We start from the raw sequence: 23,298 nt of genomic DNA, 5'->3' as shown, positions 1-23,298 counted from the left end.
TACATTTGAGCTCTGCGCGTGATGCAGCAATCGCAAGAACCGGCAGCATTGGCCGAAATGGCCGCCTTCGCGGCAATCGCCGAAGCACGCTCCTTCACCAAGGCGGCGGCTCGCATCGGCCGCGACGCGACGACCCTGTCGCGGCGCCTTGCCTCGCTGGAAGAGCGGTTGGGCGTGCGCCTGCTGCACCGGACGACGCGAAGCGTGTCGCTGACCGAGGCGGGTTCGGAATTTCTCGTCCGTGTCCGCGCCATCCTGGCCGCGGTCGACGAAGCCGAGGCTGCCGCGTCGGCGCATGCCGGCGGCGGGCCGCGCGGCGTGCTGCGGCTGGCGCTGCCCGGCTCGTTCGGGCGCATGTGGATCGCCCCGCTGCTGCCGCAGTTTCTCGCCGAATTTCCCGACGTTCGTATCGAGGCCGAGTTCTCCAACCGCTTCGTCGATCTCGTCGCCGAGAATTTCGATGTCGCCGTGCGTCTCGGCGCACTGGAGGATTCGCGGCTGGTGGCGCGCAAGGTCGCGACACGGCGGCGGCTGCTGTGCGCCGCACCGTCCTACCTCGCCCGCCGGGGCACGCCGACCGAACCTGAAGCGCTGCTGGAACACAGCTGTCTCGGCTTCTCAGGCTTCCAGACCTTTCCAGCCTGGGAGATGACCGACAGTTCGGGCCGGCGCGTCAGTATCGAGGTTTCCGGCCCGCTGGTCACCGATGATGCCGAGGTGCTGGTCGAAGCCGCCGTGCAAGGCGTCGGGCTGATGATGAGCACGGATTGGCTGGTCGGACGCGAGCTCGCTGACGGCCGGCTGGTGCCAGTGCTGGAGAACTGGACGCTTGCCGATGAGGGCGCCGTCTATGTCGTCATGCCTTCGGCCAAGGGGCAAGCCGCCAAGACACGTGCCTTCGCCGACTGGATCAGCAAACGCTTTGCGCCGGTCCCGCCGTGGCGGAGGTGAGGGTGCTGATCTACCCCCTTAAGGAGGAGATGTCGCCGAGGGCGACAGAGGGTCGCGGCGCGTGGAGCGTCAGCGCCGTCTCTCGTGAGGAAGGCGTCGGCGATCTATGTGAGACGACCCCCTCTGGCCGCTTCGCGGCCATCTCCCCCTCGAGGGGGAAATTACGCGCTCAGCCGCCTCCGCCTCCCTGCTTGATGAAATGACCGAGCAGATCCATCGGCACCGGAAACACGACCGTCGACGAGCGCTCACCGGCGATGTCATGGAGAGCCTCGAAATAGCGCAGCTGCATGGCCTGCGGTGTCTCGGCCAGCATCTTGCCGGCCTCGACGAGTTTTGCCGCCGCCTGCTGTTCGCCGTCGGCATTGATCACTTTGGCACGCCGCAGCCGTTCGGCCTCGGCCTGCTTGGCGATGGCGCGGACCATATTCTCGTTGAGGTCGACATGCTTGATCTCGACATCGGAGACCTTGATGCCCCAGGCATCGGTTCGCTGATCGAGGATCTCCTGGATGTCGCTGTTGAGCTTGTCACGTTCGGCCAGCATTTCATCGAGCTCATGCTTGCCGAGCACCGAGCGCAACGTGGTCTGTGCCAGCTGGTTGGTGGCGGTCATGAAGTCTTCGACCTGGATCACCGCCCGCTCAGCGTCGACGATACGAAAATACAGCACCGCGTTCACCTTCACCGAGACGTTGTCGCGCGAGATCACGTCCTGCGGCGGCACGTCCTGGACCACCACTCGCAGGTCGACCTTCACCATCTGCTGCACGAAGGGGATGAGGATGATAAGGCCGGGGCCCTTGACCCCGGTGAAGCGGCCGAGCGTGAAGACCACGCCGCGCTCATATTCCCGCAGGATGCGAATGGCCGCGGATAGGAACATGACCACGACGAGCGCTGCTGCCAGATAGGCCACATAACCGATGATCATTGCCTTGCTCCATCGCTTCTCACATTGCGGCGCCGTATCGTCAGCACAAGATCTCTGACATCGGCCACCTCGACGCTGTCGCCCACTGCAAGCGGTTCGTCGGCTTTTGCCCGCCAGCGCTCGCCCCGGGCGAGCACGTGGCCCTCGCTGCCCTGCCAGTCGAGGACCTCCGCCGGCAGACCCTGCATGGCCTGTGCCCCAACACGCGGAACGTTCTTGCGGACCGCCCACAGATAGCTGCCGGTCAACAGTGCCAGGCCGAGCGTCAGGACGGCGGCGGTGCCGATAACGGCCCACGACATCTCGAAGCCGGGCCCCTCGATCCTGAGCAACATGGCAGCACCCAGCAGAAACGCAGCCACGCCTCCCAGCCCAAGGACGACAGTCGGGTTCAAGGCTTCGACGACCAGGAAGATGATGCCAAGCAGCATCAAGGCCAGGCCGGCATAACTGATCGGCAGGAGATTGAGCGCATAGAGCCCGAGCAGCAGGCAAATCGTGCCGATCACGCCGGGCGCGACCGCGCCCGGGCTCGTGAACTCGAAGACGAGGCCGTAGACGCCGACCAGCATCAGGATGACGGCGATGTTCGGGTCCGTGATGACGGCGAGAAGCCTGATAAGCCAGCCTGGCTCGAGCGTTTCGACCGGCAGCCCTTTGGTCGCCAATGCCTCTTTTTTGCCGGCGATCTCGACGGTCCGGCCGTCGGCCAGTTGAAGCAGTTCGGTGGTGTCGCGGGCGACGAAGTCGATGACATGCTGCTGCAGCGCCGCGCCGGCCGACAGGCTGGCCGCCTCGCGCACGGCCTTTTCTCCCCATTCGGCATTGCGCCCGCGCAATTCAGCCAGGCTGCGGATCAGGGCAACGGCATCGTTCGTCGCCTTGGCGATCATCGCATCGCCCGCGGGTGCGTTCTTCTTGTCCTTGTCCCCCTCGGGGCCATCGTTCTTGCCGCCGTCCGGGAACGATGGCAGCGGCCCGCCCATCTCGATCGGCGTTGCCGCGCCCAGATTGGTGCCGGGCGCCATCGCCGCCACATGGGTGGCGTAGAGGATGTAAGTTCCGGCGCTCGCCGCATGCCCGCCGGCGGGCGCGACATAGCCGATGACCGGAACCGGCGAGGCGAGAATGCCGGCGATCATCTCGCGCATGCTGGTGACCAGCCCGCCGGGCGTGTCCATCTGCAGGATGAGAGCCTCGACGTTTCGGTCCGCGGCCACCGCCAGCGCTTCCTCGAGCTGCCTGGCACTCGCCGGACCGATGGCGCCGTCGATCTCGACGCGCAACGCAATTTTCTCCCGGCCATTCGCCTCTCCGGTTGCTGAAGAGGGGCAAACGGCCGCAACAGCCACGAAAGCCGCGGCAAGCAAAACCGCACGCGCGAGTTTCACGCTCAAAGCTCCACACCTAGGATATGGGCTGGATTTTGCCGAAATCCATGACGCTTCGCGGCGGGTGACGCATCGCACGGTCCTGCTGGGCGTCGGCCTGCTCAGCGGCGGCTACGACGCCGAGAAGCTCCGCCAATCGGCACGTTTCGCGGCTGTGCAGACCCGACGGCATGTTGCACCATATAGACGAGGTCGGCGCCGCACCCGACGGCGGCGGGGCCGCCGCTAAGTCCAGTCGATTTCCCCGCGATCGGTCCTTGTCGTTATCGCTCCGGCCGGCAGCCGATCACAGAACGCGACGACGTTCAGGCCGTCATATCGCGTGCTGGGCACGATCAGACCGTCATAATCGAGGAAATGCGCGGCCTCGCCGATGTCTTGCGATCTCGGATATTCGGCGTGCTTTTCCTGATACGAAAGCTGCCCGTAGCGTGAAAGGTCGAGGCCAAGGGTCTGCAAGGCTGCCAGGTCGAGCAGTCTGAGCGTCCTGTCCAAAGCAAGATCGATCTCGAAGAGATTGTATCTGACACGCGAAGGGACCACTGGCTGCCCCCGCGTCAGGTGGAATCTCATCTCGCTCAAGGCACCTTCGCGCTCTTGCGAGGTGTAGAGCACGTCGAATGTTCCATCGTCCCAACGGCCACCGGAGCTCGAGCACTGGATCGGGCTGCGGCCCTGGCGCACGACACGCCAAACCGTTCCGGAGTATTCGACCGGAACTATTGCCTCGATAGCGTCGATGAGCCGGCTATCGCGTCGTTTCCGACCGGCGATCGCCAACTAGAGAAAGACCTCGTTCTCAAGCCGATCGATGACTTTGAGCACGTCGAGAGCACGGTCGTCGTGAATGAGATCTATCGCCCTTTCACCGTTCAATTGCGGGTGGCGAGCGTAAAGCCAGGTGCGGATATCGCTTGGCTCGTAGAATTCCTGCAGTCGGCCGACGATATAGTGCAGATCCGATAGAATGAGCTCGCTGCGTGGCTGGGGCTTGATGTCGCCGGCCTTCCACCTCGAAACCGTGGCCTTGGACACGTCGGTGATGTTTGCAATATCGGTTCCCTTGAGACCGCCAAACGTGCCCAATTCGTCCAGGAATCTGGGAACCGCCCGCAACGCCGTAGCCATATTTTCTCTCCGGCTTCCAAGCCAGCTTCGCCCATGCGTGTCAGCCTGACACTTTGACTGCATCGGCGCATTTCGGTTTCACAAATGTAAAATATGAAACAGAGATGCAAATGTCAATTGCCGCTTCGGTTCGACGGGTCTCCAGTGCCTGGTCGCTCAGGCCCGAAGCAGCAGCAGCTCTTCGGCAGTCAGATGGCGTACCTTGCCCTTGGCAAGGTCGCCGAGTTGCAGATATCCGATCGCGATCCGTACCAGGCGCAGCACCTCGATATCGTGAGCGGCGAGCAGCCGGCGGATATGGCGGTTGCGGCCTTCGTCGAGCACGATTTCCAGCCAGGCGGTGCTGGTGCCGCCGCGCAGCAACTCGATCGAGCGGGTCGTCAGCAATTCGCCGTCGACTGTGGCGCCGGCGCGCAACCGCGCCAGCATGGCCTCGTCGGGCAGCGCGCTGATCTGCACGTGATAGGTCTTGGCGACATGCGAGGCGGGGTCGAGCAGGCGCTGCGCGAGGCGCGTGTCGTTGGTCATCAACAGCAGGCCTTCGCTGGCCTTGTCGAGGCGGCCGACGGGCGAGACGAAAGGCAGGTCGAGCCCGGCCAGGCAATCATAGACGGTGCCGCGGTCCTGCGGGTCGTCACGCGTGGTGACCAGCCCGCGCGGCTTGTTGAGCATCAGATAGACCTTGCGCTCGGCGGCGACACGGCGGCCGTCGACCTCGATGCGGTCGCGGCCGGGATCGACGCGCATCGAGCCGTTGCGCACGATCTTGCCGGCGACCCGCACGCGGCCTTCTGCAACCAGAAGCTCGGCCTGCTTGCGCGAGCACAGGCCAAGCTTCGACAGCGCGCGACAGAGGCTGACGCCGGGAGGCTGGGTCCCGGGGGCAGGGCGCTGCCGGGCAATGTTCGGTCGCGGCGACATGGCGTTGGTTCTCGTTACGCGTTTCCAGTATAACCGGCTGCCGGCTGTGTCCACGCAAGGACTGGAATGTCGCCTCGGATGCATGCGGCCCTGTTAGATGAGCCTTGCCAGCCTTGCGGCGTCGCGTATGGCCAGCACGGCATCCGGATTGGTCACGGGATAGGCAGTGATGAAGCGTTCGACCGAAAATTCGGGGAATTCGGCTTTCAAACGGGCGGCAAACCTGGCCGCTTCGCCGGCCTCACCCGTGGCCGCATGCGCGAGCGCGAGAAACATCAGCACGTCCGGCGACTCCGGCGAACTCCGGCGGAGCGCTGCAATGGCTTGCCGGTGTCTGCCGGCGGCGAACAGAATGCGGCCCTGCATGCCGAAATACCAGGGCGGGGCCAGTGGGTTAAGCCGCATGGCACGCTCGATGAGCGGAATTGCCTCGGCCGGATCGCCAACGACAAGCGCCTTGCTGCCGGCAAGTAGCGGCAATATGCCGGCATGATTGAAGCCGTATTCGAGAGCGCGCCGGTGGGCGCGCTCCGCTCCTTCGAGATCGCCAAGGCATGCTCTGAGGTTGCCAAGGCACGCGTGGGCGCAGCTGTCCGTCGGGTCGAGGCGCAGTGCGTTTTCAGCCGCCGTCCGCCAGTTCTCGATCGAGGTCAGCACGTCGTCGCCAAAGCCGTTGCAGGCCTCGATCGAATAGGCATAGGCGAGTTCGGCCCAGCAGTTGGCGAAAGTGGGGTCAAGCTCCAGCGCTCGTAAAAACAGACGGATCGCCGCCGCATTGCCGGCGCGGCTGAACGTCGTGTGCTGTTCTACACCGAGCAGATAGCAATCATAGGCGCGCAGGCTGGCCGGCGGCTTGCGGCGAACCGCGTTGCGGCCGACGGTGGCGAGGGTTCCGTAACTGCCGGCAAACACATTGATGATGCTTTCGGTCAGGCTGTCCTGCAGCTCGAAAATGTCCTCGACAGGCCGGTCGTAGCGCTCCCTCCACAGGCTGACGCCGTTACGAGCATCGGCAAGCTCTATCGTCAAGCGAACCCTCTGGTCGTCGGCGCGCAACCGGCCCGAAACTATATAGGTGACGCCGAGCGTCTTACCGTCCGCGGCAAAATCGGCCGGCTTGCTGCCCAGTGATTTCATCGTGTGAAAGGCTATGACAGGCAGGCCTGCGTAGCGCGCCAGGTCGATGGTGATGTCCGACGACAGGCCATCGGCAAAGCGACGCCATCGCTCTTCGGAATTGAGGCATTCAATCGGGAACATGGCAAGCGTTGGCGGGGCTTCGGACAAAGGCAAAAGCGCTTCCTGCGACGCGCGCGGGATACCGCTAAAGTAGGTCGCAAGCCCGATCTTGGTCCGTACGCCGAGCTTTTCGTAGATGCTCGCAAGGTGAGTGCGAACTGTGGTCGGGGCAATGAAAAGCGCCTTGCCGATTTCACGGTAAGTCATACCGGACGCGAATTTTTCCGCAACCGCGCGCTCGCGAACCGACAAGGCATCGAGCGCCTGCGCTTTCGAAGCGTCGTTGAGCATCATGCCGGAACCCCGTTCCCAGCGGAAGAATACTACAAATGCAGGAGGTCGAATACTGCATCTGCCCGATGCCGCCGCTGACGCACAAACTGCAAGGTCGCCCGCAGCAACAGCTGTAGTCAGGGGAGGGCTTCCATGCGTACCGTTTCGGTCGTTATTGCATGCACGATTTTGAGTTTTTCGGCGGGTCTGTCGCCGTCGTTCGCAAGAGGATGCAGGCAGGTGCTGGAATCGGATGTGAAAATCACGAGCATGCGACTCTACGCCGACATCCTGGCCAATGCCGCCCGCAACGGCTGGGACTACACGCCTGAATCGATCGTCAGCGGCTCAAAGCGGCATTTCGAGGAGATGAAGCTCCAGTTGAACGACGCCGGCTATGAGATCGTGCCTGTCGGCGTCCGCCTGTATTGCAAACGGTCCGACAAGCTCGCCGCCCGCTAGCAACCAGCGATCCGCCCCTTTGCGGCGCAAGCTTTCGGCAATGTTGAGCAGAAGACCGCGCCGGATCCATCTTGATCCGCTCAGCGCCGTGCGCTTTCAACGCGCCCAGGAACCTTCCCGATGCTGCCGCCCGACACCGGGCGACACCTCAGGTAAACGCGCCGGGTACACACCCGGGCAGCAAACCATCCCAGTGCCCACGGGACGTCCTAACTCATGCGGGGGACTTGATGGGGATCGAAGACGACCATGCGCCACTCCGCCTGGACCACGCGCTGTACCACTTGGACGGCACGCCAGCCGGCCGTTAGCCCTCCGCGCCTGAGCATCTCGATGATGGTTGAATCCAAAATCACCACAGTTCGGTGCTCGTCGAGCGAGTTTTCAGCAGCCTGGTTCCGCAGCCTAAGTATGTGCAACTTCGGAAGCTGCCGACATCAGTTCCTCTGGATTCGGCGCTCTGAAGGTGTTGAGGCCATCCTCCAGAACTTCAGTGAAGTTCCAGCGTACGATGCCCGCCCGGTCGATTAGGAACTGACCGACAAGCTGCGCCTGGCTGGAAGCCATCGCCTGCTGATCGACTTCCGTAATCTCATAACCTTCCTTCTTGTTAAGAAATTCATTCATTGCCATGACGTCCATAGGCTCGGGCAGCTCGCCCGGGAGATGGAACGGTATCGCCATGACCGTTTCCATCCCGACCTCGCGCAAGCCGAAGGCACGGTGCGAGGCCCGCTCCGGGTCGGATGCAGCGAGAAGATCGGGTGCCGGGTGGTAACGGAAATAGAGCCGCGCCCGCTCGACTGGCGTATTGACCACCGCCAGGCATTCGACGCCTTGCTCACACAGGGCCGGCTTAAGTTGCGCCATCGCCGCGACATGGCGCCGGCAGAACGGACAGTGCAGGCCTCGGAACAAACCGATCAACAACGGGCTACGGCCTCGAAAATCATCGAGCGCGATCTTGCCTTCGCGTGAGATCGCGTTGAGCACAACATTCGGTGCCCGGTCGCCCGGCTGCAGCGGGCGGTCAACACTACTCGTGGACATGGACAACCTCCTCGCCCTGGGTCAGTCAGGGAAAGCAGCACACCCAGCGTTTCGGAGGCGATCAAGTTGCCGGGGGCGAAAGCTTCCTGTGCCAAGGCAATAGCTTTCGACCTCTGCCATATTGCCGAGGTCGAGATTACGCGTGTTGCAAGCGCATCATAACACGAAAAATTCATCTGCGGGTCGCCCGTTTCGCGAGCCGTCTCGAGCGCCGCGGAACAGTGGGTCGCCTCATCCGTGGGGCGACGCAGCGGCGAAACCGATTTTTCCTCCAGACGGGCGTCCTTGGTCGACTTGAGCCCTTGCGCTTTTTAGAGGCGCAGCGAATGGCGCGACTGCGCGCATTGCGTGGTCCACTTCATCGGATGCGGCGCAAGTCAGTATCAGGTGCGGAACGCGATCTTGCGCTGTTCAATCTTGCCATCGACAGCAAGCTGCGGGGTTGCGACCTGGTCACGATCACCGTCGGAGACGTCGCCCTTTTCGGCAGCGTGCGTGATCAGGCGATGATCGCGCAGAAGACAGGGAGCGGCGCTTTCACAAGGCGTCGCTCCGTGACCCGATTACAGACAACCAGACGGGTATCCTGGACATCCGCTCTTGCCCACATAACCAACAGATCATTCGGCAGGCACAGTCGTTCGGTCTGGTGCGGCTTCGCGGTATTCGCTCCAGGCCTGCCGCAGGATTTGCACCGATGAGGTTAGAAAGATACCGGCCATAAGTGCGGCGACGGCCAGATCCGGCCATGCGCTTGACGTACTCCAGACGCCGAGAGCTGCGGCCATCACCACCATGTTGCCGATCGCGTCGTTGCGCGAGCACAGCCAAACCGAGCGGACATTCGCGTCACCATCCTTGTAGGGCATCAGAAAACCAACGGAAGCAAGATTGGCGGCAAGGGCCAGAAAGCCGATGATGCCCATGACTTCCGCGCTGGGTACGCCGAGGATCAGCGTCTGATAGACGGTCGAGCCGGAAACCCAAAGCGCCATCAGGCTGAGCGACAGACCCTTGAGCAGCGCAGCCGTTGCGCGCGTCCTCAAGCTCGCGCCGATGACCGCAAGGCTCAGCCCATAGGTGAGGGTGTCGGCGAGGAAATCCAGCGCGTCGGCCTTCAGCGCCTGAGAACCGGCAAGTGAGCCGGCAGTCATTTCGGTCAGGAACATGGCCGCATTAATAGCGATGACCGTCCACAGCACACGCTTGTAGCGCGGGTTCATGCCGTCAAAGACCGGCACGCCGTCCGAACAGCATGACGCTTCCGCTGCACGATCATGCGAATGACCGTGCAGCTTCGCCGGCAGAACCAGTGGCGGCGGTCCCGCACAGCTTTTGGTTTTATGATCGCAGCAAGCTTCAGACATGGGGTGACTCCTCAGTGAAGACACTGTAGGATCTCTAGTGGCTAGAGGTTCAAGAGGCTTTTTTATGGATTTGTCGATCGGTGAATTGTCTCGTCGCGCGGAGGTGAAAATACCGACGATCCGCTACTACGAGCAAATTGGCCTGTTGCCCGAAACGGGTCGAACCGAAGGAAAGCAGCGACGCTATGGAAGGAGGGCAGTAGCGCGGCTTGCCTTCATCCGGCACGCGCGAGAACTCGGCTTCGAGGTTGATGCGATCCGTACGCTGCTTTCGTTGCAGGACGATCCGGATCAATCATGCGCCCGCGCCGATGAGATCGCAAAGGCGCGGCTGGTCGAGGTGGAGAAGCGCATCGCCAGTCTTAAGGCTCTGCGCAGGGAATTGCGGAAGATGGTCGAGGAATGCGCCTGCGGGCGGGTCGGCGAGTGTCGCGTGATCGAAACGCTCGCCGACCGAACGCATGCGCATGGGAAGTTGGCGGCAAGTTGATCGGAGAGGTGATGGCAGCGTTCGCGGGCGGCGGCAACCGGCGCACCTTCACAGAATGTCAACCCCGACTCGAAGCATTCAGGCGTCAGCTAGAAGCGATAACGCACTCCGACTTGCGCGAGCACAGGCCAAGTTAGACAGCGCGCGGCAGGCTGACACCGGGAGGCTGGGTCCGGGGGGCAGGGCGTTGCCGGGCAATGTTCGGTCGCGGCGACATGGCGTTGCCTGTGGATTCTTGTATACGAGCATCCCACTATAGCCGGCCGCCGGCTATGTCCACGGAAGGGAACTGCATGTCATTTGCATCGTGCGCAGCGGCTGCGAGGACTTGCATGAAAACAGCCGTTCGCCTTTGCCTGCTGCTCGCCTGTCTGCCGACATCGCTGGCGCATGCCGGCTGGCAGGCGGTCGAGAAGGTCGAGACCTATGCCATCTCAGGACAGTCCGGCCCGGAGCTCTATGCCTCGATCGGTGGGCGCGGGCCGCTGCTCGGCGAGCGCCGCGTCATCGCGCATACCAATTTCAAGCTGACCTGGGTGAGGGACTACCAGCCGCAAGGCGACGCCTGCGTACTGGTGTCGGCGCTACCGAAGCTGATCATCACCTACACCTTGCCGAAGCCGGCCGCGCGGCTGCCGGGCGCAATCCAGAAGAACTGGGAGATATTCTCAGCCGGCCTTGCTGCCCACGAGAAGGTGCATGGCGCCAGCATCATCGACATGGTGCATAAGATCGAGGCGGCCACCATCGGCCTGACCGTCGCCGATGACCGCGGCTGCAGCAAGATCAGGACCGAAGTGACGAGACGTCTCGCCGGAATTTCGCAGGCACAGCGGCAGGCGAGCCGCGATTTCGACCGGGTCGAATTCGGCCCGGGCGGCAAGCTGCGGCAGCTTGTGTTCACGCTGATGACCGGCGGATGATGCTGCAGGGCTGCGGGGGCGGCAGGATACCACCTTTGCGGCCCTCACGCCTGCTCGGTCGGATAGAGGGTCAGGATGTTGACGTTGACCCGTGGCGGCTGGGTCACCGCGTATAAGATGGCGGCGGCGATGTCCTCGCTTTCCAGTTGCTGCATGTCGCCCAGCCTTTGCTCGACCGCCTGGCGCACATCCGCGCGCATATTCTGGGTGAACTCGGTCTTGACGGCGCCGGGCTCGATGCAGGTGACGCGGATACCGTCCTTGCCGATCTCGCGGCGCAGCGATTCCGCCATCGCGCTCACCGCGTGCTTGGTGCCGGAATAGACCACCGAAGGGTGGATATAACGGCCGGTGCCGGATGAGACGACGACGATGTGGCCGGCGCCTTGCCGCTGCATCGAGGGCAGTGCCGCATGGATCGGATAAAGCAGCCCGAGAATGTTGACGTCGACCATCCGGCGGTACTCTTCCGGCGTCGTGTTCCGGAACGGCGCGGCGACGCCGACGCCCGCAACCGCAAGCAGAATGTCGAGCCGGCCGTACTCCTGCTGGACCCGCTCGACCATCGCCGTGGCTTGCGTCTCGTCGGTGACGTCGACCGCAATCGGCAGTGCCATGCTGCCGGTGCCACGGATCCGCCTCGCCAGATCGTCCAGGCGCTGCGTGCGCCGCGCAGCAATCACCAGCGTGGCGCCCTCGGCCGCCAGCGCCAAGGCGGTGGCCTCGCCGATGCCTGAGGAGGCACCAGTCACCAAGGCGATCTTGCCGCTCAGTTTTCCTGTCTGCATCTTTTTCTCCCGAGGTTTTGGATACGCCCTGAAGCTAGGTGCGGATGCTCTGAAAGCAATGCTTATGGGCAACTGAAGGACCGGACGGCTTGCGGGACAGAAGGGCCGGGACAGCGCCCTCCGGCAAGCCCATGTCTGCGCAATTTTCTTTGAGCGAACGAGCGGGCCTTGACGTGACTGGAGCTGTTGCGTCTTGATACGGGCTGCGGGGCTTCGCATGAAAACAGCTGATCGACTATGTCTGCGGGTGGCTTGTTTGCATGCGACGCCTGCAGGCACCACGCGATCCTTTCGTGACCGACCGGGCTAAGCGCAAGATGAAGGTCCTCGTCGTCTATTGCCATCCCTGCACGGACAGCTTCAATGGCGCCGTCCGCGACATGGTGCTGGAGACGCTTGCCGAACGCGGCCATCAGGTCCATCTGCTCGACCTCTATGCGACCGGGTTCGACCCAGTCATGCGCACGCAGGAGTGGCGCGGCTACCACGACAAGGCGGCGAACCTGCAACCCGTGCACGAACATGCGCAGGAGCTGCTCTGGGCGGAGGCGGTCGTCTTCATTTACCCGACCTGGTGGTATGGCCTGCCGGCGATGCTGAAAGGCTGGCTGGAGCGCGTGCTGGTGCCGGGCTTCGCTTTCGAGATGCCGACCGCACGACGCGGTCCGCGGCCCAAATTGCGGCACATACGCCGGGTGATGGCGATGACCACATGCGGTGCCACGCCGCTGATGTCGTGGATCATGGGGCAGCCCGGCCGGCGAACCCTGCTGCGCGGCTTCCGCTCCGTCTGCCATCCGCTGTGCCGGACCAAATTCCTGGCGCTCTACCGGATGGACAGCGTCTCGGCCGCCGGTCGCCAGGCGCATCTGCAGCGGGTCAGAAAAGCGGTTGCCGGCCTTGGTCGCGCTGATGCGGTCGCCGCCACAGTGCCTGGCTGATAAGCTAGGCGAGCCGTCACCGGCATAGGCGCGTTGACTCTATTCTTCATTTCTGGAAATCTGGAAATATGGACAAGACGCTCGCCCTTTCGGCACTTGCCGCGCTCGGCCAGGAGACCCGGCTGGACGTTTTTCGCCTTTTGGTGCGGTCCGGCGCCGAGGGCGTAGCTGCGGGCGAGATCGCCTCACGGCTCGCCGCGTTGCCGAATACGATGTCGGCCCATCTCAAGATCCTGTCCCATGCCGGCCTGGTGCGGACCGAACGAGAGGGCCGCAGCGTGCGCTACTTCGCCGATATGACCGGCTTTCGCGATCTGCTGGCCTACCTCATGGAGGATTGCTGCAATGGCGCGCCGGAACTTTGCCAACCTGTCATCCAGGCTGTGACCTGCAACTGCTAGGGGGAGGAGGTTCGTCTTGGCCAATCTTTCCCGCCGCCTTGCCGCCGAAGCCCTCGGCACAGCTCTGCTGGTCGCCACCGTGGTCGGTTCCGGCATCATGGCTGACAGGCTGAGCAATGATGTCGCCGTCTCCCTGCTCGGCAACACCTTGCCGACCGGGGCGATCCTGGTCGTGCTCATCACCATATTCGGGCCGATATCCGGAGCGCACTTCAACCCGGCGGTGACGCTGGTATTTGCGCTTCGACGCGAGATCGAAACGAACGCAGCGCTTGCTTACGTCGCCGCCCAGATTGCCGGCGGCATCACCGGAACGTTGCTCGCGCATGCGATGTTCGAACTGCCGATCCTGCAAGTGTCGGCGACGGTGCGGACCGGAAGCGGGCAATGGATTGCGGAGCTGGTTGCCGCCTTCGGGCTGGTCTTCACCATCCTCGCCGGCCTGCGCTCACGTCCGGATTCGATGCCCTGGCTGGTCGGGCTCTATATCACCGCCGCCTATTGGTTCACCGCGTCGACATCCTTCGCCAATCCGGCCGTCGCCATCGCCCGTGCGTTCTCCAACACGTTTGCCGGGATCCGCCCCGCCGATCTGGCGGGGTTCATCGCCGCCGAGCTTTTGGGCGCGTTGCTGGCCATGGCATTGGCAGGGTGGCTGCTCGTCCAACCGAAACCAGTCCGACAGATGAAAGCTGCGCAATGACCATCACCATCTACCACAACCCCGATTGCGGCACCTCGCGCAACACGCTGGCCATGATCAGGCAGTCCGGCGAGGAGCCGGAGGTGATCGAATATCTGAAGAACCCGCCATCGCGGCAAAAACTCGTCGAGCTGATCGCGGCGATGGGCATGACGCCGCGCCAATTGCTACGAGAGAAGGGCACGCCCTATGGCGAACTCGGCCTGGGCGACCCCAAGTGGAGCGATGACGAGATCCTCGATTTCATGCTGGCGCATCCGATCCTGATCAACCGGCCTATCGTGGTGACGCCGCTCGGCACCATGCTCGCCCGACCCTCCGAAGCGGTGCTCGATATCCTGCCCAATCCGGATATCGGCCCGTTCACCAAGGAGGACGGCGAGGTCGTCATCGACGCCAGCGGTAAGCGCGTCGGCTAGATATCGTCTTATTTCGATCTTTGTCGAAATTCTCTTGACGTGCAGCGATTCTGGAAATAGCTTATTTCCATGAAACTCGAAAAAGCAGCCGCGCAACTTGAAGCCCTCGGCAACCCGACGCGGTTGCAGCTCTATCGGACGCTGGTGCGAGCCGGCGATGAGGGGCTGCCGGTCGGGCGCATCCAGGACAGGCTCGGCATCGCCGCCTCGACGCTGTCGCATCACCTCAAGCGGCTGGTCGACACCGGCCTGGTAACGCAGGAGCGCCAGGCGACCACGCTGATCTGCCGGGCCAACTATCCCGCCATGAACGGGCTCATCGGATACCTCGCGGACGAATGCTGCGCCGACGGCACCTGTGCGCCGGCATCGGCGGAAGCGGTCGCCAAAACGGCGGCGTGATTTTTTTTTGGCATTATAATTCGAAATTACCGGAAGGATGGAAGATATGGATACGATCGAAAAACTCCCAGTGGCGGTGATCGGCGCCGGGCCGGTCGGTCTGGCGGCAGCGGTCCACCTCATCGCGCAGGGCGTTCCTGTCAAAGTCTATGAAGCCGGCAATGCGGTTGCATCCAATCTCAGGGATTGGGGCCATGTCCGGGTGTTCACGCCTTGGCGCTATTGCGTCGATCGGGCGGCCAGAGACCTGCTCGAGGCGCATGGCTGGCGGATGCGCGAGCCCGAGGCATTCCCGACCGCGGACGACCTCGTCGCGGACTATCTCGAGCCGCTTGCAAAGCTTCCGCAATTGTCGCCGTCGATCGAAATCGGCGCCCGCGTCGTCGGCATTTCGCGCTGGGGCGCCGACAAGGTGCTGAGCAAGGAACGCGAAAACCGGCCGTTCATGCTGGTGGTCGAAACCGCCACCGGCACCAGGCGCGACAGCGCCCGCGCCGTCATCGATGCTTCGGGAACCTGGCAGATGCCGAACCCGCTCGGCGCCGGCGGAATTCCTGCAGAAGGCGAAGCCGAATTTGCCGACCGCATCGCCTACGGCATCCCCGATATTCTCGGCCGCGACCGCAGCCTTTATGCGGGGAAAACGACGCTGGTCGCCGGCTCCGGCCATTCGGCGGCCAATGCGGTGCTGGATCTCGCCAGCCTGGCAAATGTGGACGCCGGCACGGCTTTCATCTGGACAACGCGCGGCACCGACCTGGTGCGCATCTACGGCGGCGGCGATGCCGACCAATTGCCGGCACGCGGCGAACTCGGCGCCGAAGTGCGCGAACTCGCCGAGAGCGGCGGCGTCAGGCTGGTGACGGGCTTTGCGGCTGTTTCGATCCGCGATGCCGACGGACGGCTGGTCGTCGAAGGCCAGACCAAGGACGGCTTGCAGGCGCTTGGCCCGGTCGACCGTATCATCGCCGCGACCGGACAACGCCCGGATCTGTCGCTGACACGCGAGCTTCGGCTCGAGCTCGATCCGTGGCTGGAAAGCGTCAAGGCACTGGGGCCGCTGATCGATCCCAACGAGCACTCCTGCGGCGACGTGCCGCCGCACGGTCACCGCGAGCTCAGCCATCCAGAGCAAGGGTTCTATACGGTCGGTATCAAGAGCTATGGCCGCGCGCCGACCTTCCTGCTGCTGACCGGCTATGAGCAGGTCCGCTCCGTCGCCGCAGCGATCGCCGGCGACATGGTGGCGGCCGACAATGTCCAGCTAGTGCTGCCGGAGACCGGCGTCTGCACCGTGCCGACGATCGGTACTGCCGACAAGGGGTGCTGCGGCGGCCCGGCGCCCGCCGCTTCGGATGCCTGCTGTGTCGCCGATGTCGAGGCGAAGACGATCGGCAAAAGCGGTTGCGGTTGCAGCGTCGCGGCATGAGCCTTTCGCCGCCTTCGACGGCCGTCCTGCGCAGCCGCGGCGCGATCATAACCACGCTTGGCCTGACGCAGATCATGGCGTGGGGATCGTCCTACTATCTTCCCGCGGTCATTGCACCGGCGGTCTCCTCCGATACCGGCTGGCCGCTGGCATGGGTTGTCGGCGGGCTGTCTCTCGGCTTGCTCATGGCGGGATTGATTTCTCCGCGCGTCGGTTCATCGATCGAGCGGCATGGCGGCCGCAACGTCCTGGCATTCAGCGCCGGATGCATCGGGGTCGGCCAGATCGGGCTAGCCCTTGCTCCCAACCTTGCGGCCTATATCGCTGCCTGGCTGATCATCGGACTGGGCATGGGTGCGGGGCTCTACGATGCCGCTTTCGCCACGCTTGGCCGCCACTACGGCCACGGCGCGCGCTCCGCCATCACCGCGCTGACGCTGTTCGGCGGTCTTGCGAGCACGATCTGCTGGCCGATCTCAGCCTTGCTGCTGGGGGAGGTCGGCTGGCGCGGCACCTGCCTGGTTTACGCCGCCTTTCAGCTGGCAATTGCGCTTCCGCTCTATCTGGTGATCCTGCCCCGCGCGGCGCCGCAACCGGCAGTCAAACCAGAATTGCAGGAGGCGGCACCGGTCCTGGAAAACAATATGGATCCGTCGATCATGATCGTTCTGGCCGCGACCCTCACGCTTGCGGCGGTAATCTCCTCGACGCTGTCGGTGCATCTGCTCACCATCCTGCAGGGCAGCGGCATGGCGCTGGCCGCAGCCGTCGGGCTCGGCGCTCTGGTCGGCCCGTCCCAGGTGGCGGCGCGGGCGATCGAGATGATGATTGCGCGCTACCACCATCCGATCCTGACCAAGTTCGCCTCAGTTGCCTTTGTGGCGATCGGCGTTTCGGCGCTCTGGGCCGGCATGCCAATCATCCCGGTGGCGCTCAGTTTCTATGGCGCGGGCATCGGCCTCGAATCCATCGCACGGGGAACGCTGCCGCTCGCGCTGTTCGGCTCGAACGGCTATGCGAGACTAATGGGTCGCCTCGCCATGCCGAGCCTGATCGCCCAGGCGGCGGCACCCTCGGCCGGCGCATTGCTGCTGGAGCGCTTCGGCCCCCATGGGACGTTGGCCGCGCTTTCCGGTCTGGCGCTGGCCAACGTCCTCCTGGCATGCGGCTTGGGGTGGCGGATGCTCCGCCGGCGGGAATCGCAGGTTCAATCCCATAGGATTTGACCAGCGTTCACCCCCTTCACCTGGGTAGCGGGAGATCTTCTAGGGGATCGGCAAGGAAGGATGCGGCAATCAGATCGTCGGCATCCAGCCGCAGGGAGCCTTCGGCGCCTCCCATGATGGCGGCAACTTTCTGAAACGTCTTCATCTCGTGCTCGGTGATCTGGGCGCTTCGCATTCTGGCTTTGAGGTCAGCAACGCGCAGCCCCAAACTGTGGGACATTCCGATTTTACGGTTCGACATGGTAAGATGCTCCTCCCCGGCCCATGTTTGTTTTGCCACCCGCCCTTATTCGCATTTCCTCCGCCTGCCTAAATATGAGGCATCGCGAATACAGCGCCCGAACGCCCGATGCAAGGGAAGGTTCCGGCGCGCAGAGGTCACGAAATAATAATGCGAAGGAAGCACGGCCGATGGTCCGGCCGGAGGTAGGACTTAGGTACGACGCCCCGCCAGACAGAGGGTTCCGGAGGCTTATCGGCTGGCGAGGACCATGCGGTTGCCTTCGCTGTCGCGAAACTCCGCCACCGTGCGGCCCGGCTGCCACGGCGCCTCATGAGGTTCGGTGACGATCTCGACGCCGCCCGCTTTCAACGCCGCGGTCATTGCTCCGACATTTTCGTCGACCAGCACCAATACCGGCTCCGCGGCGGGGGTGTCGTCGGCGCGCCTGATGAAATGCAGGTTCGTCACGGCATGCGGAAATGCCAGCTCGATCCAGCGCCAGCCGCCATCGCCCATCTTCTGGTCGGCCAGCACCTGACAGGCGAGATGCCTGGTGTAGAACGCCTTGGCACGGTCCTGGTCGAACACTGGAAGCTCGGCGAACTGGATATGCATGATCGTCTCTCCTGCTTGATGGCTGCCGCGCAGCCGCCCACGCGGGAAAGACGATGCGGGCAACCGAAAAGATCCTTCGGCAATGAGAATCTTTTCGGCGCGGCCGGTCGTCCTTCGTTCATACCAACCAGTCAGGAGACGACGATGAACTATGCGCTCATTCGATATGGTGTGAACCAAGCCGACCTGGACAATAACCGCGCGCTGGTCGAAAAAGTGTTCGAAGCGCTGGGCGAGGCGGCACCGCCGACGGTGCGCTATCTCGTGCTCGAGCTGGACGACGGTTCGTTCGTCCACATCGTCGGTCAGGACGGCGATTCGTCGGCGCTGACCGGGCTTGCGGCCTTCAAGGCGTTTACGGAAAACCACGCCCAGCGCCGCTCCACCCCGGCAATGCGGTCGCCTGTCAAAGTCATCGGCAACTACCGTATGCTGGCGGATCAGAAAGCCGGGTAGCGCCTGCCATGCCGCTCGCGCAGAAATGGGACGCTACGCCGAAAATGAACAGGGCGACTTTGGAGGCGATGCTCGTCGGGTTGCTGCCAAGGCTGCATCGTTACTGCGCGCGCATGGCCGGCTCGGTGATCGACGGCGAGGATATCGTCCAGGAGGTGCTGATCAAGGCGCTGCAGGCGATCGACGGCGGCGCGATGGTCGAACGGCCGGAGCAATGGCTGTTTCGCATCGCCCACAATGCCGCGCAGGATCATCTGCGGCGGCGCAATCGGGAAAGGTCGCGCATGACCGAGGCCGACATGAGCGTCATCGAGGATCCCTCCGGCAGCGCCGACAGCCGGCTCGCCGCCCAGACCGGCCTGCGCTCCTTCATGCAGCTTTCGGTGCCGCAGCGCAGCGCCGTGATCCTGGTCGACGTGCTCGGCCTCAGCCTGCACGAGACCTGCGAAGTCACCGGCGCGACGCTCGCCGCCACCAAGGCCGCGCTGCATCGCGGGCGGGCTCAGCTCAAGCTGCTGGCGTTGCAGCCCGAGCAGGCGCTCGCGCCGAGGCTCGACGCCGATGACGAGCGCCGGCTGCGGCGCTATGTCGACCTGTTCAACGCGCGCGACTTCGACGCTGTCAGGGCTCTGATCGCCGAGGACGTCCGGCTCGATGTCGTCAACCGCGTCCGCCTGCGCGGCAAGGCCGAGGTGTCGACCTATTTCGGCAATTACGACCGCGCGACCGATTGGGCGCTGTCGCCGGGCTTTGTCGACGGCCGGCCGGCGATCCTCATCCGCAACCCTGGGGACCCGGACGGCGACGTGCGCGGCTTCATGCTGGTCGAATGGCGGGACGAGCTGGTCGTCCAGATCCGCGATTTCCGCTACGCACCCTGGTGCTTGCCCGATGCGGAGATCGGTACGATTGATCCGTGAGGGGCTTGCCGAGATGGCGCGCGGAGGCGACGTGGCCAAGGTTGCGCCACCGAACAAGTCTGCCATCGCCTCGGTCACCAAGCTGAAGGGCTCCGCTTCCAATTTCGGGGAGCGGTATCGTCGCGACGAGGATCTACGGCCCACAGCCGCCATGCTCGATATAGAGCGGCGCCAGCCTTCGGATCAGGCAGCCTCCTCCTGGTTGACCCAAACGCAAGTGCCACATGGCAGCAAGTTCTTAGAGCGGTTCCGGCTCTCCTGGAACCGGTAATCCGCTCTAACTATCTGTTTTGCCGCATTTATGCGGACGCCAAATGACTCCATTTAGCTGCCAAATGCTCTAGCCGATACGCACGCGGCGCGTCACCTGGCCATTGCTCTCCCAGTATGTGTGTTTCTTGGCAATCAAGGGATCGTCCATCGCCGGTTGAATTTGTCCCGTGGTGCTGACCGCGCGCGAGGTCACCGTGTGTTCTCCAGGAGAGGGATTTGCCCAAGCCAGGGACCAAATTTTCCAGGCGTGTTCTGCCTCCTCACTGTGGTCAATGGTCGCTGGTGCCCAAGGCCCCTGGTCGATTTGCACTTCGACCCGGTCGATCGGCGCCCCCCAGGCTGCGCCAACGATGCGGTAATCTGAGTCTTTCCGGGTAACCTTCGCAGGCGCGGACTTTATCAGCGCTCGCCCGACTGACGTCTCGGCCCATACGGTCTCGCCGTTGTGGTCCTCCTCCCGGATGGTGACATAGTCACGGGCCATCAGAAGGCTCATGAACCGCGTATCGCGAACCTCGATGCGCTTTAGCCACTTGACGTTGGCGATCCCGTACCAGCCTGGCGCAATGAGCCGTACCGGGAAGCCATTGGGCGCCGGCAAGACGGCTCCATTCATTTCATAGCAGAGGAGATTATCGGGGTTCATCGCGTCGGCGAGCGACATGCTGCGAGCGAAGTTCTGCTGCATCTTGACGTCGCGTATTGCGACCTCGCCTTTGTCAGTACCGAAAAAGACGACCTCGATGCCCTTCTCCAGAACGCCGGCTTCCTCGAGGATCGGGGCGAGCGGCGTCCCAGCCCAGCGGGCATTGCCGATGCCGCCGGTGAAAAAGGGAAACCCGTGGTTGCCCGAGCATTCCACTGTGAAAACGACCTCCTGCCGCGGTCGTGCCCTGATGTCGGCGAGCGTCAATTTTAAGGGTTTCTTGACCAGGCCTCCGATCTCCATCGACCATGTCTTCTCGTCGATCGTTGGTCGGTTGAAATGCGAGATGCTGAAGAACTTGTCGTTTGGCGTTATCCAGCTATCCAAATCCTCCCAGACAAGCTGCTTCTGGATACCTACCGGATTGGGATTTTCGGTCGGCTGATCCAGCCATGGAATAACTTCCTCGCTCGGCCGTGTTGGAAAGGCGTAAGCCCGACGCGAGGTATAGAGGGCAGCAATTGCGGCAAGAGCCGCGCTTCCTTGAACAAGAAGTTCTCTGCGCTGAAAATCAGGCATGTTGTTTACCTCCCAGTTGATCCGGAACGGGCTGCAACGTGCCTTCGGCCGTAGCCTGATCACGGATAGGCGACACAATGTGAAGTCTGCCCATTCGGAAGTATCCGGGTGGCTCAGACAATCACCGACGCAAGTCAGGCATGTGAAGCGTTGGACGAAACTCTGGCTCGCGTTTCGCATGCCAAGAGTGCGCCTTTGAGAAGGACGTGTCCACAACTTGGACGGGACATGATGATGATTGCGACATTCCATGCCGATTTTCGGTCCTGCCAAATCGTTGTTGCTCGGATCGCTGCCGAACGCCCGCTTCTGGGTCATTTTCGGACCTTCGTGGGTTCTCGTCGAACCGGTGTTTCCTGCCGGCCGGTGGTTGGTCGGGCGGCCGGCACCGCCCTGATCGCTTGGGGCGGCGCAACGCTTTTGGTCTGACGACCAGGGCTGCCTCGAATCTCGCATTTGCAGGAAACGATACCTCCTGACGCAAAGTGCATCGCGCCGCCCCAGCCAGGCCGGCTCACAACGCGTCGGGGCGGACCGGCGGTGACGTCAAGCTTACGCAGGCGTCGAGGAACTTTGAACCCTCGCGTCCGTTTACCGGCTATCACGTCTGGAAGTTCCGCCATGAATGTCAGCGATGAAAGGACTGTATCGCTTTGGGCGGCAACCGAAGTCGCGCCTGAGGCGGTTCCGCTCGAGCGGAGTGAACAGGTCGATGTGGTGGTCGTCGGATCTGGCATTGCCGGACTGTCGGTCGCCTACGAACTGGCGATCGCCGGGCAAAAGGTGGCGGTGCTCGATCGCGGCCGGATCGGAAGCGGCATGACGGCACGCACCACCGCGCATCTGTCGTCGATCTGCGACGACTATTTTTCGGAACTGATCAAATTGCGCGGCGAGGAACTGGCGCGGATTTACTACCAAAGCCAGTCGGCGGCTATCGACCGTGTCCAATCGATCCAGGAAGCAGAGGGTATCGCGTGTGATTTCCGCCACCTCGACGGCTTTCTGTTTCCGGCGTCAGGCAGAAGGGAATCCGTCATCGAGCGCGAAGTGGACGCCGCTCTGAAGATTGGTGTCGACGTCGAGAAAACCGCAGGCGTGCCGTTTGCAGGCTTTTCGGATACGCCCGTCCTTCGCTACGCCAATCAGGCGACATTTCACCCGCTCAAATATCTCCGCGGGCTGGCTGCGGGCATTCGCGCGCGCGGCGGCATGCTTTATGCGGAGACCATCGTCGACAAGGTCGCGGAGACCGACGGCGGCGTCCGCGTAAGCACGGTCTCGGGCTTTACCGTGTCTGCCAGATCGGCCGTTGTCGCCACCAATTCGCCGATCAACGATCGGGTCGCGCTCCACACCAAGCAAGCGCCGTATCGGACCTACGCGATGTCGTTCGAGATCGCGCGCAACGTTTTGCCGGATGCTCTCTATTGGGACACGCTGGATCCCTATCACTACGTTCGCCTGCAGCCTGGTGAAGGCAAAAGCGACTTTCTGATCGTCGGTGGTGAGGACCACAAGACAGGGCAGGCCGACGATGCCGACGACCGCTTCGCGGCCCTGGCGGACTGGATCAAAAAATTGGTGCCCGATATCGGCGCGGAAACCAATCGATGGTCCGGGCAGGTGATGGAGACCGTCGACTATGCCGGGTTCATCGGCCGCAATCCCGGCAACCGGCATGTCTTCGTGGTCACCGGCGATTCCGGTCAGGGCATCACCCATGGGGTTGTTGCCGGCCAATTGGTTTCCGACCTGATCCTGAAGGGGGAAAGCCCTTGGCGGGAACTTTACGAACCCTCCCGCAAGACGGTACGGGCGATCGGCGACTATTTGGCGGAGAATGCGACAGCGATCAGGAGTTTTGCCGAGTATGTCGCGCCTGGCGAAATCGATTCCGCCGATAAGCTGCGGCCGGGAGAGGGCGCTATCGTGCGCGAAGGGCTTACCAAAGTCGCGGCTTTTCGCGATGAGGACGGCACGCTCCACAAGCGCTCGGCCGCATGTACTCATGTCGGTTGCCATGTCCATTGGAATTCATTGGAACGCTGCTGGGACTGCCCCTGCCACGGCTCGCATTTTGCCGTCGACGGCACGGCTTTGAACGGGCCGGCCGTATCGCCCCTGGCTCCTGTCGGATAATTCTTC

At 63.1% G+C, this 23,298-nt stretch carries 28 protein-coding genes and 1 pseudogene; 17 read left to right on the top strand and 12 right to left on the bottom strand.

The window, feature by feature from the left end; translation table 11 throughout:
- The first annotated feature begins 21 nt into the window (after window positions 1-21).
- Window positions 22-951: a LysR family transcriptional regulator gene (locus tag NMG46_RS22430; RefSeq protein WP_254819708.1), complete on the top strand. Its 930-nt coding sequence runs from the start codon at window positions 22-24 to the stop codon at window positions 949-951.
- Between the two features lie 169 nt (window positions 952-1,120).
- Here NMG46_RS22430 and NMG46_RS22425 read toward each other — a convergent pair whose 3' ends face one another.
- From NMG46_RS22425 to NMG46_RS22400, 6 genes are all read right to left on the bottom strand, one after another.
- Window positions 1,121-1,885 (bottom strand): slipin family protein, encoded by a 765-nt coding sequence (locus tag NMG46_RS22425; RefSeq protein WP_254819707.1) that lies wholly within the window; start codon window positions 1,883-1,885, stop codon window positions 1,121-1,123.
- Window positions 1,882-3,276: a nodulation protein NfeD gene (locus NMG46_RS22420; protein WP_254819706.1), complete on the bottom strand. Its 1,395-nt coding sequence runs from the start codon at window positions 3,274-3,276 to the stop codon at window positions 1,882-1,884. The genes NMG46_RS22425 and NMG46_RS22420 overlap by 4 nt, the downstream gene beginning before the upstream one ends.
- A 225-nt stretch (window positions 3,277-3,501) precedes the next feature.
- Entirely contained in the window at window positions 3,502-4,056 is a 555-nt protein-coding gene (locus NMG46_RS22415) for an RES family NAD+ phosphorylase (RefSeq protein ID WP_254819705.1), read from the bottom strand.
- Window positions 4,057-4,404 carry an antitoxin Xre/MbcA/ParS toxin-binding domain-containing protein gene (locus NMG46_RS22410; protein ID WP_254819704.1) on the bottom strand — a complete coding sequence of 116 codons (348 nt, stop codon included), beginning with the start codon at window positions 4,402-4,404 and terminating at the stop codon, window positions 4,057-4,059.
- Between the two features lie 156 nt (window positions 4,405-4,560).
- The gene (locus NMG46_RS22405; RefSeq protein ID WP_254819703.1) at window positions 4,561-5,325 is read right to left on the bottom strand and encodes a pseudouridine synthase; all 765 of its coding nucleotides are present in this window, start codon (window positions 5,323-5,325) and stop codon (window positions 4,561-4,563) included.
- Window positions 5,326-5,418: 93 nt separating this feature from the next.
- Window positions 5,419-6,858 (bottom strand): LuxR C-terminal-related transcriptional regulator, encoded by a 1,440-nt coding sequence (locus tag NMG46_RS22400; protein ID WP_254819702.1) that lies wholly within the window; start codon window positions 6,856-6,858, stop codon window positions 5,419-5,421.
- Between the two features lie 234 nt (window positions 6,859-7,092).
- On the opposite strand from NMG46_RS22400, the gene NMG46_RS22395 reads away from it, so the two are divergent.
- Window positions 7,093-7,299 (top strand): hypothetical protein, encoded by a 207-nt coding sequence (locus NMG46_RS22395; protein WP_254819701.1) that lies wholly within the window; start codon window positions 7,093-7,095, stop codon window positions 7,297-7,299.
- Between the two features lie 405 nt (window positions 7,300-7,704).
- Here the strand turns inward: NMG46_RS22395 and NMG46_RS22390 are convergent, their stop codons facing one another.
- Window positions 7,705-8,349 carry a peroxiredoxin-like family protein gene (locus tag NMG46_RS22390; RefSeq protein WP_254819730.1) on the bottom strand — a complete coding sequence of 215 codons (645 nt, stop codon included), beginning with the start codon at window positions 8,347-8,349 and terminating at the stop codon, window positions 7,705-7,707.
- Between the two features lie 365 nt (window positions 8,350-8,714).
- Between NMG46_RS22390 and NMG46_RS22385 the strand changes: the two are divergent.
- Window positions 8,715-8,876, top strand: a pseudogene (locus tag NMG46_RS22385) (integrase); the annotation flags it as partial.
- Window positions 8,877-8,969: 93 nt separating this feature from the next.
- Here the strand turns inward: NMG46_RS22385 and NMG46_RS22380 are convergent.
- Window positions 8,970-9,716 (bottom strand): cation transporter, encoded by a 747-nt coding sequence (locus NMG46_RS22380; protein ID WP_254819700.1) that lies wholly within the window; start codon window positions 9,714-9,716, stop codon window positions 8,970-8,972.
- A gap of 64 nt (window positions 9,717-9,780) precedes the next feature.
- Here NMG46_RS22380 and NMG46_RS22375 point away from each other — a divergent pair, with 64 nt between their 5' ends.
- Window positions 9,781-10,206: a helix-turn-helix domain-containing protein gene (locus NMG46_RS22375; protein ID WP_254819699.1), complete on the top strand. Its 426-nt coding sequence runs from the start codon at window positions 9,781-9,783 to the stop codon at window positions 10,204-10,206.
- A gap of 332 nt (window positions 10,207-10,538) precedes the next feature.
- Window positions 10,539-11,129, top strand: coding sequence for a DUF922 domain-containing Zn-dependent protease (locus NMG46_RS22370; RefSeq protein ID WP_254819698.1), 591 nt, complete (start codon window positions 10,539-10,541; stop codon window positions 11,127-11,129).
- 44 nt (window positions 11,130-11,173) lie between these two features.
- On the opposite strand, the gene NMG46_RS22365 is transcribed toward NMG46_RS22370, so the two are convergent.
- Window positions 11,174-11,917, bottom strand: a complete 744-nt coding sequence (locus NMG46_RS22365; RefSeq protein WP_254819697.1) for an SDR family oxidoreductase — start codon at window positions 11,915-11,917, stop codon at window positions 11,174-11,176.
- 317 nt (window positions 11,918-12,234) lie between these two features.
- Here NMG46_RS22365 and NMG46_RS22360 point away from each other — a divergent pair, with 317 nt between their 5' ends.
- From NMG46_RS22360 to NMG46_RS22330, 7 genes are all read left to right on the top strand, one after another.
- Entirely contained in the window at window positions 12,235-12,858 is a 624-nt protein-coding gene (locus NMG46_RS22360; RefSeq protein ID WP_254819729.1) for an NAD(P)H-dependent oxidoreductase, read from the top strand.
- Between the two features lie 68 nt (window positions 12,859-12,926).
- On the top strand, window positions 12,927-13,259 hold the full coding sequence (locus NMG46_RS22355; protein WP_254819696.1) for a helix-turn-helix transcriptional regulator: 333 nt from the start codon (window positions 12,927-12,929) through the stop codon (window positions 13,257-13,259).
- A 16-nt stretch (window positions 13,260-13,275) separates the two neighbouring features.
- Entirely contained in the window at window positions 13,276-13,962 is a 687-nt protein-coding gene (locus NMG46_RS22350) for an MIP/aquaporin family protein (protein WP_254819695.1), read from the top strand.
- The gene (gene arsC / locus NMG46_RS22345) at window positions 13,959-14,381 is read left to right on the top strand and encodes an arsenate reductase (glutaredoxin) (protein WP_254819694.1); all 423 of its coding nucleotides are present in this window, start codon (window positions 13,959-13,961) and stop codon (window positions 14,379-14,381) included. Before NMG46_RS22350 ends, arsC begins: the two co-directional genes overlap by 4 nt.
- A 69-nt stretch (window positions 14,382-14,450) precedes the next feature.
- Window positions 14,451-14,783, top strand: a complete 333-nt coding sequence (locus NMG46_RS22340) for a helix-turn-helix transcriptional regulator (RefSeq protein ID WP_254819693.1) — start codon at window positions 14,451-14,453, stop codon at window positions 14,781-14,783.
- A 46-nt stretch (window positions 14,784-14,829) separates the two neighbouring features.
- Window positions 14,830-16,212 carry an FAD-dependent oxidoreductase gene (locus tag NMG46_RS22335; protein ID WP_254819692.1) on the top strand — a complete coding sequence of 461 codons (1,383 nt, stop codon included), beginning with the start codon at window positions 14,830-14,832 and terminating at the stop codon, window positions 16,210-16,212.
- The gene (locus NMG46_RS22330; protein WP_254819691.1) at window positions 16,209-17,438 is read left to right on the top strand and encodes an MFS transporter; all 1,230 of its coding nucleotides are present in this window, start codon (window positions 16,209-16,211) and stop codon (window positions 17,436-17,438) included. Before NMG46_RS22335 ends, NMG46_RS22330 begins: the two co-directional genes overlap by 4 nt.
- A gap of 16 nt (window positions 17,439-17,454) precedes the next feature.
- On the opposite strand, the gene NMG46_RS22325 is transcribed toward NMG46_RS22330, so the two are convergent.
- Window positions 17,455-17,679 (bottom strand): hypothetical protein, encoded by a 225-nt coding sequence (locus tag NMG46_RS22325; RefSeq protein ID WP_254819690.1) that lies wholly within the window; start codon window positions 17,677-17,679, stop codon window positions 17,455-17,457.
- 231 nt (window positions 17,680-17,910) lie between these two features.
- On the bottom strand, window positions 17,911-18,276 hold the full coding sequence (locus tag NMG46_RS22320; RefSeq protein ID WP_254819689.1) for a VOC family protein: 366 nt from the start codon (window positions 18,274-18,276) through the stop codon (window positions 17,911-17,913).
- A gap of 144 nt (window positions 18,277-18,420) precedes the next feature.
- Between NMG46_RS22320 and NMG46_RS22315 the strand changes: the two genes are divergently transcribed.
- Genes NMG46_RS22315 through NMG46_RS22305 form a run of 3 tightly spaced genes read left to right on the top strand, consistent with a single transcriptional unit; the run spans window position 18,421 to window position 19,923 of the window.
- Entirely contained in the window at window positions 18,421-18,732 is a 312-nt protein-coding gene (locus NMG46_RS22315) for a hypothetical protein (protein WP_254819688.1), read from the top strand.
- An 8-nt stretch (window positions 18,733-18,740) separates the two neighbouring features.
- Window positions 18,741-19,652 (top strand): sigma-70 family RNA polymerase sigma factor, encoded by a 912-nt coding sequence (locus NMG46_RS22310; RefSeq protein ID WP_254819687.1) that lies wholly within the window; start codon window positions 18,741-18,743, stop codon window positions 19,650-19,652.
- Window positions 19,642-19,923, top strand: a complete 282-nt coding sequence (locus tag NMG46_RS22305; RefSeq protein WP_254819686.1) for a hypothetical protein — start codon at window positions 19,642-19,644, stop codon at window positions 19,921-19,923. Before NMG46_RS22310 ends, NMG46_RS22305 begins: the two co-directional genes overlap by 11 nt.
- A gap of 69 nt (window positions 19,924-19,992) precedes the next feature.
- Here NMG46_RS22305 and NMG46_RS22300 read toward each other — a convergent pair whose 3' ends face one another.
- On the bottom strand, window positions 19,993-21,150 hold the full coding sequence (locus NMG46_RS22300; RefSeq protein ID WP_254819685.1) for a sulfite oxidase: 1,158 nt from the start codon (window positions 21,148-21,150) through the stop codon (window positions 19,993-19,995).
- Between the two features lie 228 nt (window positions 21,151-21,378).
- Between NMG46_RS22300 and NMG46_RS22295 the strand changes: the two genes are divergently transcribed.
- On the top strand, window positions 21,379-21,579 hold the full coding sequence (locus NMG46_RS22295) for a hypothetical protein (protein ID WP_254819684.1): 201 nt from the start codon (window positions 21,379-21,381) through the stop codon (window positions 21,577-21,579).
- Window positions 21,580-21,771: 192 nt separating this feature from the next.
- A complete protein-coding gene (locus NMG46_RS22290) occupies window positions 21,772-23,292 on the top strand; it encodes an FAD-dependent oxidoreductase (protein ID WP_254819683.1) in 1,521 nt (506 codons plus the stop codon).
- The last annotated feature ends 6 nt before the right edge of the window (window positions 23,293-23,298 follow it).

Source organism: Mesorhizobium sp. LMG 17147 (assembly GCF_024297145.1).
GTDB lineage: Bacteria > Pseudomonadota > Alphaproteobacteria > Rhizobiales > Rhizobiaceae > Mesorhizobium.
Note: the sequence above shows the minus strand (reverse complement) of the source record. Positions and strands in the feature narration are given on the sequence as shown.